The organism is Comamonas sp. w2-DMI (genome assembly GCF_040187735.1).
In the GTDB taxonomy this organism is placed as follows: domain Bacteria; phylum Pseudomonadota; class Gammaproteobacteria; order Burkholderiales; family Burkholderiaceae_C; genus Comamonas; species Comamonas terrae.
Genome location: NZ_JBANEL010000002.1, coordinates 337,404 through 353,071, shown reverse-complemented (window position 1 = coordinate 353,071; position 15,668 = coordinate 337,404). Strand labels below are relative to the sequence as shown.

Genomic DNA, 15,668 nt, shown 5'->3' with positions numbered 1-15,668 from the left:
GGCCCGCCGAAACACGCAGCCGCTTATTGATTCACATCTTGCTCTAATCGATGTTCAGAGTCGATTTAGGTGCTCGCGTCGCAGATGCATCTAAATCCGGCCATGGGCTGCCAGGCATGTTCCGCCGTATGAACGACATAGGCGGCGATCTGCATATCCACCCGAGGCATGGTGGAGGAACACAGGTGCTGCTGCGCTGGCGCAGCGGGGAGGGCTGCCGACAATGAGCCAACCAGGCAGCGCATTGCCTGCATCGCCAGCCTTGAAGAGCTAAAAGATCAGGATCAGCTAGCGAAGCGCAGGCATGCGCGTGAAACAAAGCGCTCGATACTTTTGCGGCGCTGAACGCGTGCGAATTGCAAGCAGTCGATGGCAATGCTGACACAGCCCGCACCGGCGATGCACCCGAACAGCAAGGTGAATTGGGGGAAGAAAGTCCACAGGGCGATTGACGCAGAGACCACTACCGCGATGGAACTCCAGCTTCTCAGAAAAGCGGCACGCATGAACTGGCGCTGCTGGATTTTGTTGAGGATGGCTGCGGCAACAGCCTTCTTGCATTTCCCAACGAGCTTGTGGCTCCTGACCATGTCTGTTCCCTCTCGATATTGTGGTGGCTGTGTTTCTATTTGTATCAGGCTCCTGGATTCTATGGAGGTCGACGTCTTTTTGCCATGGCTGACTGGCCTTTGAAAAGACCTGTTCAGACCTTAAATGCACTGGCTTGGCCAACGTCAGCAAGGCTTTGTTGCTTGGATTTTGAGCGCGGAAAAATATTTTTCTCAGGCAAGCCGGACTGTTGCATAAAGGAACAGCTGTCCAGGGAGATGCATTAGTCCAGCCAGCCGACGCGGCCTTGGCCGTTTTCGTTGAGCAGGTCCACAAATGCAGTGGATTGCGGTTGGGGCAGCTGTATCTGCATGGTGACAAGACTGCCATGTTCGACGCTGACAAGTTCGGCCCCGGCGGCTTCTATCTGGCGGCGAATCATGCCTTCGAGTGCATACGGCGCAGCGCAGCGCAGCAGGCACATGCGCTGGATGGCAACCTTCTCGGCCTGCATCAGCGCTTGGGCTACCGCATCGGTATAGGCGCGCACCAAGCCACCTGCGCCCAGCTTGACGCCACCGAAATAGCGCACCACGGTTGCCAGCACGCCTTCCAGATCCTGGTGGCGCAACACATCGAGCATGGGGCGGCCCGCGGTCCCGCTTGGCTCGCCATCGTCCACAGCGGCAGACTGGCCACCGGCCAGCAGGGCCCAGCACACATGATTGGCTCCTGGATGCAGGCGCCGCAGCTCCTCGACTGCGGCCTGGGCACTGGCTCTGTCGGTCATGGGTTGGACGCAGCCAATGAAACGACTTTTCTTGATGATGAGATCGCTGTGCGCTGCTGTTCGGAGAGTCTGGGGCATAGAGGACGGCAGCATAGCGTGAAAAAGGCATTGCCTTTCCCTATGCCGCCCGGGCTGCGTGCCCATGCTTGCGGGATTATCTGGATCGAAAACGCATAGACATGTTTCTTCTTCCTACATACGCAAGAGGGTATGAGCTGTAAGCTTTTTGCAAAGGAGTGCAGCCATGGACATGCCCAAGACTTCGAACAACGCTTTGACCGAGCATACGTTCGGTCGCGAACACTTTTCCCCCCCCCGCGCTCCAGCAGGAACTGGGGGAAGGCATGAAGGCCGCGGGACAAGCCGAAGAGGACGCATTGGATTGGGTCCAGCGTATCCGCAATGTCGGCGAGTGGTAGCGGCCTGCCGAGAACCGGCGAAAGCTCAATCCCCGATTGTGCTTACCGGCTGCTGCGCTGATTTGTTGAGCCCGCTTTCCATCCGTGCATCTGCACTCCTAAAAACGCAGACCGGCGGGGTTGTCCGCTGTCGTTGAACCGGGTGGCGGGGTGGTTGCCGGGCGCGTTGCTTCGGCCGGCGTGTCTGTGGCAGCCTGTTTCAATGGCTGTTCTTCGGCCAGAGGCTTTGTCAGCTTGGCAGCGGGAGGCGGCTGGTAGCCCGTGGGAAGCTGGGACTTTGCAGGATAGCCTGCAGCACTGAGATACTCCCCCCAGATGTTCTCGGCAAAGCCGTTCAGATGCTGCTGCCCGATGGTGGCGAACGGAAGGGAGTTCTGGCCGCTGAGTTTTTGCAGGGCCGCCTGATCGGCGCTTGTCTCCACCAGCCATTCCGCGAAAGGTATACCGCGCGCCTGTAGAAAACGGCGTGCCTCATCGCAGGGTTGGCAATCCTTGGCGGAATACAGGGCGACTGGATAGCGGCTGGCAGCCTGGCGCAGCGCATAGGGCAGTGAGGCATTGCCTGCAGGCGGCGACGCTGGAGCAGCCGTTGGGGCGGATTCCATTCTTTGGCCGCTCCGGAGGACAGGCCGGTCGGAGAACGTCACCCGCCCGTCCGGCCCCACACTTTTGTAGATGCCCTGGGCCTGCCCCATGGAGACACCCAGGCAGGCTGCAAGCACGGCCATCTGCAACAGGGTATTGCGGCTTCGCCGTCCGAAGCGCAAAAAAGAAGAGGTAGCGGAAAAGTCGTTCTGTGGCATGAGCAAGGCGTAGGTCATGGCTGAAAAAGCCGGCCTAGCTTAGCGCAGCTATCCGCCGCCAGACGGCAAAAGGCGCAGCAACCGGCACCTTTTGCCGGAGGCTGAAGAAGTGCCAGTTCAGGCCTGGGCCATGCCCTGATGGCGCAGCAAAGCATCGAGCTGGGGCTCGCGGCCGCGGAAGGCCTTGAAGGACTCCATGGCCGGGCGGCTGCCGCCGGCTTCGAGGATGGATTGGCGGTACTTGCGGCCGGTCTCGGGGTTGGGCGAGCCGTCGGGCAGGACTGTTTCCTCGAAGGCCGCATAGGCATCGGCGGAAAGCACTTCCGCCCACTTGTAGCTGTAGTAGCCCGCGGCGTAGCCGCCCGCAAAGATGTGGCTGAAGGTATGGGCCATGCGGTTGTAGGCCGTCGTGGGCAGCACGGCCACTTCCGAGCGCACCCTGGCCAGCAGAGGCATGAAATCATCCGCAGGGCTATGCTCGGTATGCAGCAGCATGTCGAACAGCGCGAACTCGATCTGGCGCAGCGTCTGCATGCCGGACTGGAAATTCTTGGCGGCAATCATCTTGTCGTAGAGTGCGCGGGGCAGGGGCTCGCCCGTGTCCACATGGGCGGTCATATGCTTGAGCACATCCCACTCCCAGCAGAAGTTCTCCATGAACTGGCTGGGCAGCTCCACGGCATCCCATTCCACGCCGGCAATGCCCGAGACGTCGCGCTCGTTGACCTGGGTGAGCATGTGGTGCAGCCCGTGGCCTGTCTCATGGAACAGCGTGATCACATCGTCGTGCGTGAGCAGCGGCGGCTTGCCTTCCACACCGGCCGCGAAGTTGCAGACCAGATGGGCCACAGGCGTCTGCAGCTGGTGGGTGTCGGGGCGCAGCCAGCGCGTGCGTACATCGTCCATCCAGGCTCCGCCGCGCTTGCCCTTGCGGGCTGCGGGGTCCAGGTAGAACTGGCCGACCAGCCGGCCTTCGCGCTCGATGCGGTAGAACTCCACGCTGGAATTCCAGACCGGTGCCTCATCGCGGCGGATGGAGACTTCGAACAGGGTCTCCACGATCTTGAACAGGCCAGCCAGCACCTTGGGCGCGGGAAAATATTGCTTGAGCTCCTGCTCGCTGAAGGAATAGCGGGCTTCCTTGAGCTTTTCGCCGATGAAGGCCCAGTCCCAGGGCTGGGGATCGGCGATATCCAGTTCCTTGCGGGCGAACTCGCGCAGGTCTGCCACATCCTTTTCGGCATAGGGGCGGGCCCGGCGCGCCAGGTCCCGCAGGAAGTCGACGACCTGCCTGGGCGAATCGGCCATCTTGGGGACCAGCGACACTTCGCCGAAGTTGGCATAGCCGAGCAGCTGGGCTTCCTCCTTGCGCAGCGCCAGGATTTCCTTCATCACGTCGGTGTTGTTGAAGCGCTTGGCTTCACCTTCGGCCTGATCGGAAGCGCGGGTCACATAGGCGTGATAGAGCTTTTCGCGCAGCGCACTGCTCCTGGCAAACTGCATGACCGGCAGGTAGCAGGGCATTTTCAGCGTGAGCCTGAAGCCTGGCTTGCCTTCGGCTTCCGCGGCGGCACGCGCTGCCTGCTGCACATCGGCGGGCACGCCGTCCAGCTCCTCGGCCGTGGCGTAGTAGGCAAAGGCATCGGTGGCATCGAGAGCGTTTTCGCTGAACTTCTGGGCCAGCTCGGCAGAGCGTGCCTGGATCTGCGCAAAGCGTTCCTTGGCCGCGCCCTGCAGCTCGGCGCCCGACAGCACGAAGCCGCGCATTGCATGGTCCCATGCTGCGCGCTGCTCCTTGTTCAGGCTGGCGGGGTCAATGGCCTTGTATTTGGCATACAGGCGCTCGTCGGCGCCCAGATTCGTCCAAAACTCGGTGACCTTGGGCAGAGCCTGGTTGTACGCTGCACGCAACTCGGGAGTATCGGCCACGCTGTTGAGGTGGTTGACGGCTGCCCAGGCCGTGCCCAGCTTCTCGGTGGCGACATCCAGCACGGCGGAGATGGCTTGCCATTGCGCAGGAAAACCGGGCGCCGTGACGGTCTCCAGCGCCTCGCTGGCGCGCGCCAGCAGGATGTCGATGGCAGGGCCCACATCCGCAGGCGTGATGCGGTCGAACAGGGGCAGGTCGGAGGATTCGAGAAGTGGATTGCTCATGCTGTATCAGTTTCCGGCAAAAACCGGGAAATCAAGCGCTGGCCAGGACGGGAAGTTGCTATGGCTGCGATAGCGTCAGCCTGAGGTCAGCGTCCATGCGGACACCGGCCGAGACCCACGCACAAGCCCTGCACGCGGGCCGGCCTCAGACGGCCGCGCGCTCGGCGGATTCCATGGTGTTGACCAGCAGCATGGTGATGGTCATGGGGCCCACGCCGCCGGGCACGGGCGTGATGTAGCCCGCGACCTGCTTGACGCCTTCGAAGTCCACGTCGCCGCAGAGCTTGCCCTCGGCGTTGCGGTTCATGCCCACGTCGATCACCACGGCGCCGGGCTTGACCATGTCCGCAGTCAGCACGTTGACCTTGCCCACGGCAGCCACCACGATGTCTGCCTGGCGTGTCATGGCGCCCAGATCGGCCGTGCCGCTGTGGGTGATGGTGACGGTGGCATTGGCAGCCAGCAGCATCATGGCCATGGGCTTGCCCACGATGTTGGAGCGGCCGATGACCACGGCGTGCTTGCCGCGCAGGTCCTTCATGCCGATGGATTCAAGCATCTTCATGCAGCCGTAGGGCGTACAGGCCTTGAAGCCAACTTCGCCCACCATCAGCGCGCCGGCGCTGGCCACGTGGAAGCCATCGACGTCCTTGGCCGGCGAAATGGTCTCGATGACCTTGTGATCGTCGATGTGCTTGGGCAGGGGCAACTGCACCAGGATGCCATGGATGCTGGGATCGTTGTTCAATGCCTCGACGCGGGCCAGCAGCTCCGCTTGCGTCATCGCGGCATCGTACTTCTCCAGTACCGAATGGAAGCCCACATCTTCGCAGGCCTTGACCTTGTTGCGCACGTAGACCTGGGAGGCCTGGTTGTCACCGACGAGGATCACCGCCAGGCCCGGCGTGATGCCTTTGGCTTTCAGCGCGGCGGCGCGCGTGGCGACTTCCTTGCGCAGTTGTTCGGAAAGGGATTTGCCGTCGATGATTTGGGCTGTCATGGCTGGGGTTTACCAATAAAAATGCTGCTAACCCTTGATATACAAGCGCTAGCAGCTATCAGAATGGAAGTGGGCTAATCTGAAAGCACGAAAGCTTTGTGCTGGCTTTCCCCGATTATCCTGCCGATCCGGCAAGCCGGAACCGGCTCCGTGTTCAGTGGGTGGCGGCCGCCTTGGCTGCGGCCGCGGTCTGGCCTTGGCCCAGCGCGATCTTGAGCAGGTCGGCAACGGTGTTGGCGTTGAGCTTTTCCATGATGTTGGCGCGGTGCGCCTCCACGGTCTTGATGCTGATGCCCAGGTCGTCGGCGATCTGCTTGTTCAGGCGGCCTGCCACGATGCGCTCAAGCACCTGCGCCTCGCGGCCCGTGAGCTTGGCCAGCAGTGCATCGCGGTTGGCGGCCTGCTGGTGGCCGGCAAAGGCTTCGCGCGCATGGTCCAGCATGCGTTCGACCAGGCCCACCAGCTCTTCCTCGTTGAAAGGCTTCTGGATGAAGTCCAGCGCGCCTTTCTTCATGGTGTTCACGGCCATGGGCACATCGCCGTGGCCGGTGATGAACACGATGGGCAGGGGGGACTTGCGTTCGATCAGACGGTCCTGCAGCTCCAGGCCGGTCATGCCACCCATGCGGATGTCCACGATCAGGCAGGCAACCTCGCGGGGGTCGTAGCGCGAAAGAAAGGTCTCTGCGGAATCGAAGCAGCGGACACGGTAGTCCTTGCCTTCGAGCAACCATTGCAACGAATCACGAACCGCTTCATCGTCATCAACTACGTACACAGTGCCTTTTTTGGGAATCAAACTCATGCAATCGTCCTCGGTATGGATTCGGTTGACGTGGCGAGTGTTGTCGTCTCCACCATTGTTGCCAGAGGCAGCCAGAAGGAAAAGCGGCAGCCTATGACCTCGGAACCATTGTAGAGGTTCTCGGCACGCATTCTTCCGTGATGCGACTCCACAATGGAGCGGCAGAGGTTCAGGCCGATGCCCATGCCTTCGGACTTGGTCGAGAAGAAGGCTTCGAAGAGATGCTCCAGCACTTCGGGCGGCAGGCCCTTGCCGGTGTCTTCCACGGTGAACTCCACGCCTTTGAGGTTTTCGAACATCTGCGGACGAACGCGCAGCTCCACGCTGCGCTGGCCTGCGGGGCGGTCCGAATGGTCGATGGACTCGGCGCTGTTCTTCATCAGATTGATCAGAACCTGCTCGATCAGAATGGTGTCGGCCATTACGGGCGGCAAACGCTCCGCAACATGGGTGGACAGTTGCACGTTGCGCCGGCGCAGCTCGATGCCGGCCAGCTCCACGGCCTCGTTCACCATTTCGCTGACCTGTGCCAGGGTGCGGTTGGGTTCGCTCTTTTTCACGAAGGAGCGGATGCGCTGGATGATCTGGCCCGCACGCTGTGCCTGGTGGGCGGTCTTTTCGAGCGCGAACTTCATCTGCTCTTCGGTCAGCGTGCCTTTTTCCAGGCGCGAGAGCATGCCCGAGCTGTAGTTGCTGATGGCCGTGAGCGGCTGGTTGAGTTCGTGCGCCACGCTGGAGGCCATCTCGCCCATGGTGATCAGGCGGCTGGCGGTCTGGGCCTTCTCGGCCTGGGCCGCGGCCTGGTCCTCGGCCAGGCGGCGCTGGGTGATATCGGTGGCAATCACCATCTGGGCCAGGCGCCCGTCGACCCAACTGAGATAGCGCGAGCGCACTTCCAGCCACTTGCCCAGGTCGGGCACGAAGATCTCCGCATTCTCGCTGCGCGCATCGGTGAGGGAGTCGGACACGCCCGCGAGATCCTCGTCCTCGCCGCGCCGGGACTGCCTGCGCGCGGGCAGCACGCCGGCCTTGGCTACCAGCTGAAGGTGGCCTTCGGCCTGGGAGCCGAACCATTGCCGATAGAGCTTGTTGGCGAACAGCAGCTCGGCTCCACCCAGCGGTGCCACGGAAACCGACGCGTCCAGGGCTTCGAGAACGATGGTGAAGCGCTCGTAGGAAGCGGAAAGCTGTTCGCGGATGCGGTTGGGCTCGGTGATGTCGGTCATCGAGGACATCCAGCCCGTATGCTGGCCGTGGGCATCGATCAGCGGCGAGACATACAGGCGCGCATCGAACAGCGTGCCGTTCTTGCGCTTCACGCGCACCTGGAAGCCGCCCACGATGGTCTTGCCCGACAATTCCTCGCGCAGTTGCGAGTGCAGGTTGTCGTAATCGTTGTCCGGCCAGTAGGAATAGGGCGGTACCTGGCCCACCAGTTCCTGTTCGCTCCAGCCCGTCATCTGGCAGAACGCCGCATTCACATAGGTGATGCGGCCCTGCAGGTCCAGTGCGCGCATGCCGGTGAGCACGGAGTTTTCCATGGCGCGGCGGAAATTGGTTTCGGCCACCAGGGCTTCCTGCGCGCGCTGGCGCCGGCGCGTGTGCCGCCAGGTGGCCAGCAGCATCCAGGCGGTCATGGCGCTCAGGGTGCCGACCAGCCAGAACAGGCCACTGCCGACCACGCCCAGCGAGGTACGGTAGGCCTGGGCACGCAGCATGAGCGAATTGCCGACGGGCGAAACGGGTACCTCGTATTCATTGGCGATGGCGCGGAAGTTCAATAGCTCGCTGGGCGTTCTCTTGCGCAGGGTGAGCGGGGTGCCGGCCAGGATGTGGCCATGGCTGTCGCGCATGGTGATGGCATAGCGCGCCATGACTTCGGTGGGCGTGCCGTAGCGCAGCAGGCTGTCCACGGAAAACTCGCCCAGCAGCTCGCCTACATAGCGGTTGTTGCTGTTGATGGGGACATGCAGCTGCAGCAGGGGAGAGGGCTCGCCGTCGCGGCCTTGGCTTTGCACATAAATGGGCTGCAGCATCTCGCGCGCCTGCTGGTAGGCGTTGACGGCATCCGCCTGGTTCAGGGTCTCGCCGGGCACGCGCAACTGGTCGGTAGCCACGGTAGGCGCGGCCTGGCTACTCAGTACATGGCGCTTGTCGTCCAGCCAAGTGATGGACTGCAGTTCCGGATATTGGCTGATCAGCGCTTCGGAGCGGCTGGCAAAGTCGGACCTGCCCAGTTCCTTGATGCCCAGGTCGCGCGCCATGCGCATCAGCTGCTCCTGGCGCTCCAGCAGGCGCAGGCGTACGCGCTGCTGCGCGTACTCCACATCGCGCCGCAGGGCCTCCTGCTCTCGGTCGACCTCTTCCGTGCGCAGATACCAGAACGAGGCAATGATGGCTGCCATGAACATCAGCACCGAGGCCAGCGGTGCCAGCGCCGCAAAACGGTCCTGCCGTGTAGGCGAAAGACTGCGCCACCAGCTGCGCCACCAGCGCACGGGCGCGGCCATCGATTCTGCGGAGGGCTCGGCCGCAGTCACAGTCCGGGAATTGCTTGTTTGCATCCTTGCAGTGTAGGGGAGAGCCCCACTGTTTTTGCCGAGTATTTTTGTCGTTAAAGCGACGCTTTTTTTCGGGCTCCCTGTATGTGCATTTGCAGCAATTTTTTAAATAGTGAAATCACAAAGCACAATTTGAAATTTAAAAAAAAATGTGCGAAACTCGCCCGCTATCGAGACAGTGATCCGGTAATTTCGGGGTCGTACAACTGGGCCCGTGCCACACCAAGCTGGCATGGAACCTGCCACGACAGCGTGTACGGCCGCTCACTGGTTCGGTCCCGGAAGTTACCTTTCTCGAAGGAGACACCTCAAATGACAGCTCAGACTGACCCTCAAGGCGCTGGCTTGCCCGCCGGCCTGGACCAACAAGAATCGCGTGAGTGGATGGATGCCCTCTCGGCCGTGATCGATCGCGAAGGCGCTGAATACGCCCACAAGCTGATCGAGGAGCTGCTCGAGCATGCACGCCAAAGCAGCGTGGATCTGCCGTTCTCGGCCAACACCGGCTATGTGAACACCATCGAGCCCAGCCAGGAGGCTCGCTGCCCCGGCAACCTCGAGATCGAACAGCGCCTGCGCGCCTACATGCGCTGGAATGCCATGGCCATGGTGGTCAAGGCCAACCGCATTCATCCCCCCGAAGGCGGTGACCTGGGCGGCCACATCGGCTCCTTCGCCTCGCTGGCCAACATGTTCGGTGCCGGCTTCAACCACTTCTGGCACGCCGAGAGCGAGAACCACGGCGGCGACTGCCTGTACATCCAGGGCCACGTGTCGCCCGGCATCTACGCCCGCGCCTACCTGGAAGGCCGCATCTCCGAAGAGCAGCTGCTGAACTTCCGCCAGGAAGTGGACGGCAAGGGCCTGTCGAGCTATCCCCATCCCAAGCTGATGCCCGACTTCTGGCAGTTCCCCACGGTGTCCATGGGCCTGGGCCCGCTGATGGCCATCTACCAGGCGCGCTTCCTGAAGTACCTGCACGCCCGCGGCATTGCCAATACCGAAAACCGCAAGGTCTGGGTGTTCTGTGGCGATGGCGAAATGGACGAGCCCGAATCGCTGGGCGCGATCAGCCTGGCCGCGCGCGAGAACCTGGACAACCTGATCTTCGTGATCAACTGCAACCTGCAGCGCCTGGACGGCCCGGTGCGCGGCAACGGCAAGATCATCCAGGAACTGGAAGGCGAATTCCGCGGTGCCGGCTGGAACGTCATCAAGCTGATCTGGGGCAAGGGCTGGGACGAGCTGCTGGCCAAGGACAAGGACGGTGCGCTGCGCAAGATCATGATGGAGTGCAACGACGGCGACTACCAGTCCTTCAAGGCCAACGACGGCGCCTATGTCCGCAAGCACTTCTTCGGCCGCGATCCCCGCACGCTGAAGATGGTCGAGCACATGAGCGACGACGAGATCTGGGCGCTGCGCCGCGGCGGCCACGATGCGCAGAAGGTCTATGCGGCCTTCCATGCCGCCAACAACGCCAAGGGCCAGCCTACCGTGCTGCTGGTCAAGACCGTCAAGGGCTTCGGCATGGGCAAGGTCGGCGAAGGCAAGAACAACGTTCACCAGACCAAGAAGCTCGATGACGACGCGATCCGCGAATTCCGCGACCGCTTCAACATCCCGATTCCGGACAGCCAGCTGGCCGACCTGCCGTTCTACAAGCCGGCCGACGATACCCCGGAAATGAAGTACCTGCACGAGCGCCGCAAGGCCCTGGGCGGCTACCTGCCCAAGCGCCGCGAGAAGGCGGACGAGCAGTTCACCGTGCCGCCGCTGGACACCTTCAAGGCCGTGCTCGAACCCACGCCCGAAGGCCGCGAGATCTCGACGACCCAGGCCTATGTGCGTTTCCTGACGCAGCTGCTGCGCGACAAGGAAATCGGCCCCCGCGTGGTGCCCATCCTGGTCGACGAGGCCCGTACCTTCGGCATGGAAGGCCTGTTCCGCCAGATCGGCATCTACAACCCCCATGGCCAGCAGTACACCCCGGTCGACAAGGACCAGGTGATGTACTACAAGGAAGACAAGGCCGGCCAGATCCTGCAGGAAGGCATCAACGAAGCGGGCGGCATGTCCAGCTGGATTGCCGCGGCAACCAGCTACAGCCACAGCAACCGCATCATGATCCCGTTCTACATCTACTATTCGATGTTCGGGTTCCAGCGCATCGGCGACCTGGCCTGGGCGGCCGGCGATCTGCAGGCGCGCGGCTTCCTGCTGGGCGGCACTTCGGGCCGCACCACGCTGAACGGCGAAGGCCTGCAGCATGAAGACGGCCACAGCCACATCCTGGCCAACACCATCCCGAACTGCATCTCCTACGATCCGACCTTCGCCCATGAAGTGGCAGTGATCATGCAGGAAGGCCTGCGCCGCATGGTGCAGAACCAGGAAAACGTCTTCTACTACCTGACGCTGCTGAACGAAAACTACGCCATGCCCGGCCTGACCCCCGGCACGGAACAGCAGATCCTCAAGGGCATGTACATGTGCAAGCCCGGCCAGAAGGTTCCCGAAAGCGGCCTGCGCGTGCAGCTGCTGGGCTCGGGCACCATCCTGCGCGAGTCCTTCTTCGCCCAGGAACTGCTGCTGGCCGACTGGGGCATCGCTGCCGATGTGTGGAGCTGCCCGTCGTTCAACGAACTGACCCGCGATGGCCAGGACGCCGAGCGCTGGAACATGCTGCACCCGCTGGAGGCCGCCAAGGTCCCGTTCGTCACGCAGCAGCTGCAGGGCCATGCCGGTCCGGTCGTCGCCTCGACCGACTACATGAAGGCCTATGCCGAACAGATCCGTCCTTACATCCCCAAGGACCGCGTCTACAAGGTGCTGGGCACCGACGGTTTCGGCCGCTCGGATTTCCGCGCCAAGCTGCGCGAGCACTTCGAGGTGAACCGCCACTACATCGTGGTCGCAGCCCTGCGTGCCCTGGCCGACGAAGGCAAGATCAACGCCACCACCGTGGCCGAAGCTATCAAGAAGTACGGCATCCAGGCTGACAAGGTCAACCCGCTGTACGCCTAAGAACCACCGGAGACATTCAATATGGCATTGACAGAAATCAAAGTCCCCGACATCGGTGACTTCGCCGAAGTCGGCGTGATCGAAGTGCTGGTCAAGGTGGGTGACACCATCAAGGTCGAGCAGTCGCTGATTACCGTGGAGTCCGACAAGGCCTCCATGGAGATTCCCTCCAGCCATGCCGGCGTGCTCAAGGAGCTCAAGGTCAACCTGGGCGACAAAGTGGCCGAAGGCACGGTGATCGCCGTGGTGGAAACTGCCGACACGGCAGCGGCTCCCGCGCCGGCCGCAGCTCCTGCCCCTGCGGCCGCTGCACCGGCTACCGCCGCAGCCCCTGTGGCCGCCGCCGCTCCTGCAGCCGCTGCTCCCGCGGCAGCCAGCACGCTGGACATCAAGGTGCCCGATATCGGCGACTTCAAGGACGTGGCCGTCATCGAGATCCTGGTCAAGGCGGGCGATACCGTGACGGCCGAGCAGTCGCTGTTCACCGTGGAGTCCGACAAGGCATCGATGGAGATTCCGTCCCCCGCTGCCGGCACCATCACGGCCCTGAGCATCAAGATCGGCGACAAGGTCAACGTGGGCGACGTCGTCGGCCAGATGAGCGTGCAGGGCGCTGCGCCCGCACAGGCTGCGGCCCCTGCGGCTGCTCCGGCTGCCGCCCCCGCTGCTGCGGTGGCAGCTCCCGTGGCCACAGCCGCACCGGCTGCCGCCCCAGTGGCTGCGCCGGCTGCCATGCCTGCGCACAATCCCACCGTGGCACCTACCGGCAGCCTGCCTTACGCATCGCCTTCCGTGCGCAAGTTCGCCCGCGAACTGGGCGTGCCGCTGGCCGAGGTCAAGGGCTCGGGCAACAAGGGCCGCATCACCCAGGAGGACGTGCAGGCGTTCACCAAGTCGGTGATGGCAGGTGCCGTGCAGACGCTGGCGCAGCAGGCCGCTGCTCCGAAGTCGGGCGGTTCCGGCGTCGGCCTGGACCTGCTGCCCTGGCCCAAGGTCGACTTCGCCAAGTTCGGCCCCATCGAACGCAAGGAGCTGTCGCGGATCAAGAAGATCAGCGGCGCGAACCTGACGCGCAACGCGATCATGATTCCGGCCGTCACCAACCATGACGACGCCGACATCACCGATCTCGAAGCCTTCCGCGTCTCCACCAACAAGGAGAACGAAAAGAGCGGCATCAAGGTCACGATGCTGGCCTTCCTGATCAAGGCCTGCGTGGCCGCGCTCAAGAAGTTCCCCGAGTTCAACAGCTCGCTGGACGGCGATGCGCTGATCTACAAGCAGTACTACCACATCGGCTTCGCGGCCGATACGCCCAACGGCCTGGTCGTTCCCGTCATCAAGGATGCCGACAAGAAGGGCGTGCTGCAGATCAGCCAGGAAATGGGCGAACTGGCGAAGAAGGCCCGCGACGGCAAGCTCGGCCCGGCCGACATGACCGGCGCCACCTTCACCATCTCGTCGCTGGGCGGCATCGGCGGGCGCTACTTCACGCCCATCATCAATGCGCCCGAAGTGGCCATCCTGGGCGTGTGCCGCTCCAACATCGAGCCCGTGTGGGACGGCAAGGCCTTCCAGCCGCGCCTGATGCTGCCGCTGTCGCTGACCTGGGATCACCGCGTGATCGACGGTGCCGCTGCCGCGCGCTTCAACGCCTACCTCGGCCAGATCCTGGCGGATTTCCGCCGCATCCTGCTGTAAAGAGAGGGCTGCTACATATGGCAATCATCGATATCAAGGTACCCGACATCGGCGACTTCGCCGAAGTGGGCGTGATCGAACTGCTGGTGCAGCCCGGTGACACCGTGGCCGTGGACCAGTCCCTGATCACCGTGGAGAGCGACAAGGCCTCCATGGAAATTCCTTCGAGCCACGCCGGCGTGGTCAAGGAGATCAAGGTCAAGATCGGCGACAAGGTCAGTGAAGGTTCGGTGATCCTCGCACTGGAAGCCTCCGATGCAGGCGCTGCAGCACCGGCTCCGGCCGCTGCAGCTCCCGCACCTGCGGCGGCTCCTGCGCAGGCACCCGCCGTGGCGGCAACTGCCGCAGCGCCTGTCGCTGGCAACTACAGCGGCCAGGTGGATGAAGACTGCGACGTGGTGGTGCTCGGCGGCGGCCCTGGCGGCTACTCCGCCGCCTTCCGCGCAGCGGACCTGGGCCTGAAGGTCGTGCTGGTCGAACGCTACAAGACGCTGGGCGGCGTGTGCCTGAACGTGGGCTGCATTCCCTCCAAGGCGCTGCTGCACGTGGCCGCCGTCATGGACGAGGTCAAGCACCTGGAAGTGGCCGGCATCAAGTTCGGCGCGCCCGAAGTGTCCATCGACACGCTGCGTGGCCACAAGGAGAAGGTCATCGGCAAGCTGACTGGCGGCCTGGGCCAGATGGCCAAGATGCGCAAGGTCACCATCGTGCGCGGCTACGGCAACTTCGTGAGCGCCAACCACATCGAAGTGCAGGAAACCTCCGGCGACGGCCAGGAAAAGACCGGCACCAAGAAGGTCGTGCAGTTCAAGAAGGCCATCATCGCTGCGGGCTCCGAGGCCGTGCACCTGCCTTTCCTGCCTAAGGACGAGCGCATCGTCGACTCGACCGGTGCCCTGGCCCTCAAGAGCGTGCCCAAGCGCATGCTGATCCTGGGCGGCGGCATCATCGGCCTGGAGATGGGCACCGTCTACAGCACGCTGGGCGCACGCCTGGACGTGGTGGAAATGATGGACGGCCTGATGCAGGGCGCCGATCGCGACCTGGTCAAGGTCTGGCAGAAGATGAACGCGCCGCGCTTCGACAACATCATGGTCAACACCAAGACCGTGGGTGCCGAAGCCACGCCCGAAGGCATCAAGGTCACGTTCGAGCCTGCCAAGGATGGCGTCACCGTGCCCGAGCCCCAGGTCTACGACCTGGTGCTGCAGGCCGTGGGACGTACGCCCAACGGCAAGAAGATCGGTGCCGAGGCGGCCGGCGTGGCCGTGACCGATCGCGGCTTCATCAACGTCGACATCCAGATGCGCACCAACGTGCCCCACATCTTCGCGATCGGCGACATCGTGGGCCAGCCCATGCTGGCACACAAGGCCGTGCACGAAGCGCACGTGGCTGCCGAAGTCATCGCCGGTGAACTGCAAGGCAACAAGGAGCTGGCCTCGGCCGCCTTCAACGCCCGCGTGATCCCCAGCGTGGCCTATACCGACCCCGAAGTGGCCTGGGTGGGCCTGACCGAGGACCAGGCCAAGGCGCAGGGCATCAAGGTCAAGAAGGGCCTGTTCCCCTGGACTGCTTCCGGCCGCGCCATCGCCAATGGCCGCGACGAAGGCTTCACCAAGCTGCTGTTCGACGATTCGCCGGAAGCCCACGGCCACGGCCGCATCCTGGGCGGCGGTATCGTCGGCACGCATGCGGGCGACATGATCGGCGAGATCGCCCTGGCCATCGAGATGGGGGCCGACACCGTGGACATCGGCAAGACCATCCATCCCCACCCGACCCTGGGCGAGAGCATCGGCATGGCCGCTGAAGTGGCGCACGGTTCCTGCACGGACGTGCCTCCGGCACGCAAGTAA

Annotated in this window: 10 protein-coding genes; 3 read left to right on the top strand and 7 right to left on the bottom strand. The window is 63.2% G+C overall.

Translation table 11 applies throughout. The features are described from left to right. Positions 1 to 284: 284 nt before the first annotated feature. The 7 genes from V8Z74_RS04310 to V8Z74_RS04280 form a co-directional block, all read right to left on the bottom strand. On the bottom strand, positions 285 to 590 hold the full coding sequence (locus V8Z74_RS04310) for a hypothetical protein (RefSeq protein ID WP_349708151.1): 306 nt from the start codon (positions 588 to 590) through the stop codon (positions 285 to 287). Between the two features lie 242 nt (positions 591 to 832). Then, positions 833 to 1,417 carry an IMPACT family protein gene (locus tag V8Z74_RS04305; RefSeq protein ID WP_349708177.1) on the bottom strand — a complete coding sequence of 195 codons (585 nt, stop codon included), beginning with the start codon at positions 1,415 to 1,417 and terminating at the stop codon, positions 833 to 835. Between the two features lie 439 nt (positions 1,418 to 1,856). After that, positions 1,857 to 2,579, bottom strand: a complete 723-nt coding sequence (locus tag V8Z74_RS04300; RefSeq protein WP_349708150.1) for a DUF4124 domain-containing protein — start codon at positions 2,577 to 2,579, stop codon at positions 1,857 to 1,859. Between the two features lie 99 nt (positions 2,580 to 2,678). After that, positions 2,679 to 4,715, bottom strand: coding sequence for a M3 family metallopeptidase (locus V8Z74_RS04295; RefSeq protein WP_349708149.1), 2,037 nt, complete (start codon positions 4,713 to 4,715; stop codon positions 2,679 to 2,681). A gap of 145 nt (positions 4,716 to 4,860) precedes the next feature. Beyond that, complete coding sequence (folD, locus tag V8Z74_RS04290; protein WP_066478346.1) at positions 4,861 to 5,715, bottom strand: bifunctional methylenetetrahydrofolate dehydrogenase/methenyltetrahydrofolate cyclohydrolase FolD; 855 nt, start codon at positions 5,713 to 5,715, stop codon at positions 4,861 to 4,863. Between the two features lie 154 nt (positions 5,716 to 5,869). Next, positions 5,870 to 6,520 carry a response regulator transcription factor gene (locus tag V8Z74_RS04285; RefSeq protein WP_066478341.1) on the bottom strand — a complete coding sequence of 217 codons (651 nt, stop codon included), beginning with the start codon at positions 6,518 to 6,520 and terminating at the stop codon, positions 5,870 to 5,872. Next, positions 6,517 to 9,084 carry a PAS domain-containing sensor histidine kinase gene (locus V8Z74_RS04280; protein WP_502879441.1) on the bottom strand — a complete coding sequence of 856 codons (2,568 nt, stop codon included), beginning with the start codon at positions 9,082 to 9,084 and terminating at the stop codon, positions 6,517 to 6,519. The genes V8Z74_RS04285 and V8Z74_RS04280 overlap by 4 nt, the downstream gene beginning before the upstream one ends. A gap of 309 nt (positions 9,085 to 9,393) precedes the next feature. On the opposite strand from V8Z74_RS04280, the gene aceE reads away from it, so the two are divergent. From aceE to lpdA, 3 genes are read left to right on the top strand one after another with little or no spacing between them, the layout of a single operon-like run. Further along, positions 9,394 to 12,108, top strand: a complete 2,715-nt coding sequence (gene aceE / locus V8Z74_RS04275; RefSeq protein WP_066478333.1) for a pyruvate dehydrogenase (acetyl-transferring), homodimeric type — start codon at positions 9,394 to 9,396, stop codon at positions 12,106 to 12,108. A 21-nt stretch (positions 12,109 to 12,129) separates the two neighbouring features. Beyond that, the gene (gene aceF / locus V8Z74_RS04270; protein ID WP_066478329.1) at positions 12,130 to 13,809 is read left to right on the top strand and encodes a dihydrolipoyllysine-residue acetyltransferase; all 1,680 of its coding nucleotides are present in this window, start codon (positions 12,130 to 12,132) and stop codon (positions 13,807 to 13,809) included. Positions 13,810 to 13,826: 17 nt separating this feature from the next. Beyond that, complete coding sequence (gene lpdA, locus V8Z74_RS04265) at positions 13,827 to 15,668, top strand: dihydrolipoyl dehydrogenase (RefSeq protein ID WP_349708146.1); 1,842 nt, start codon at positions 13,827 to 13,829, stop codon at positions 15,666 to 15,668.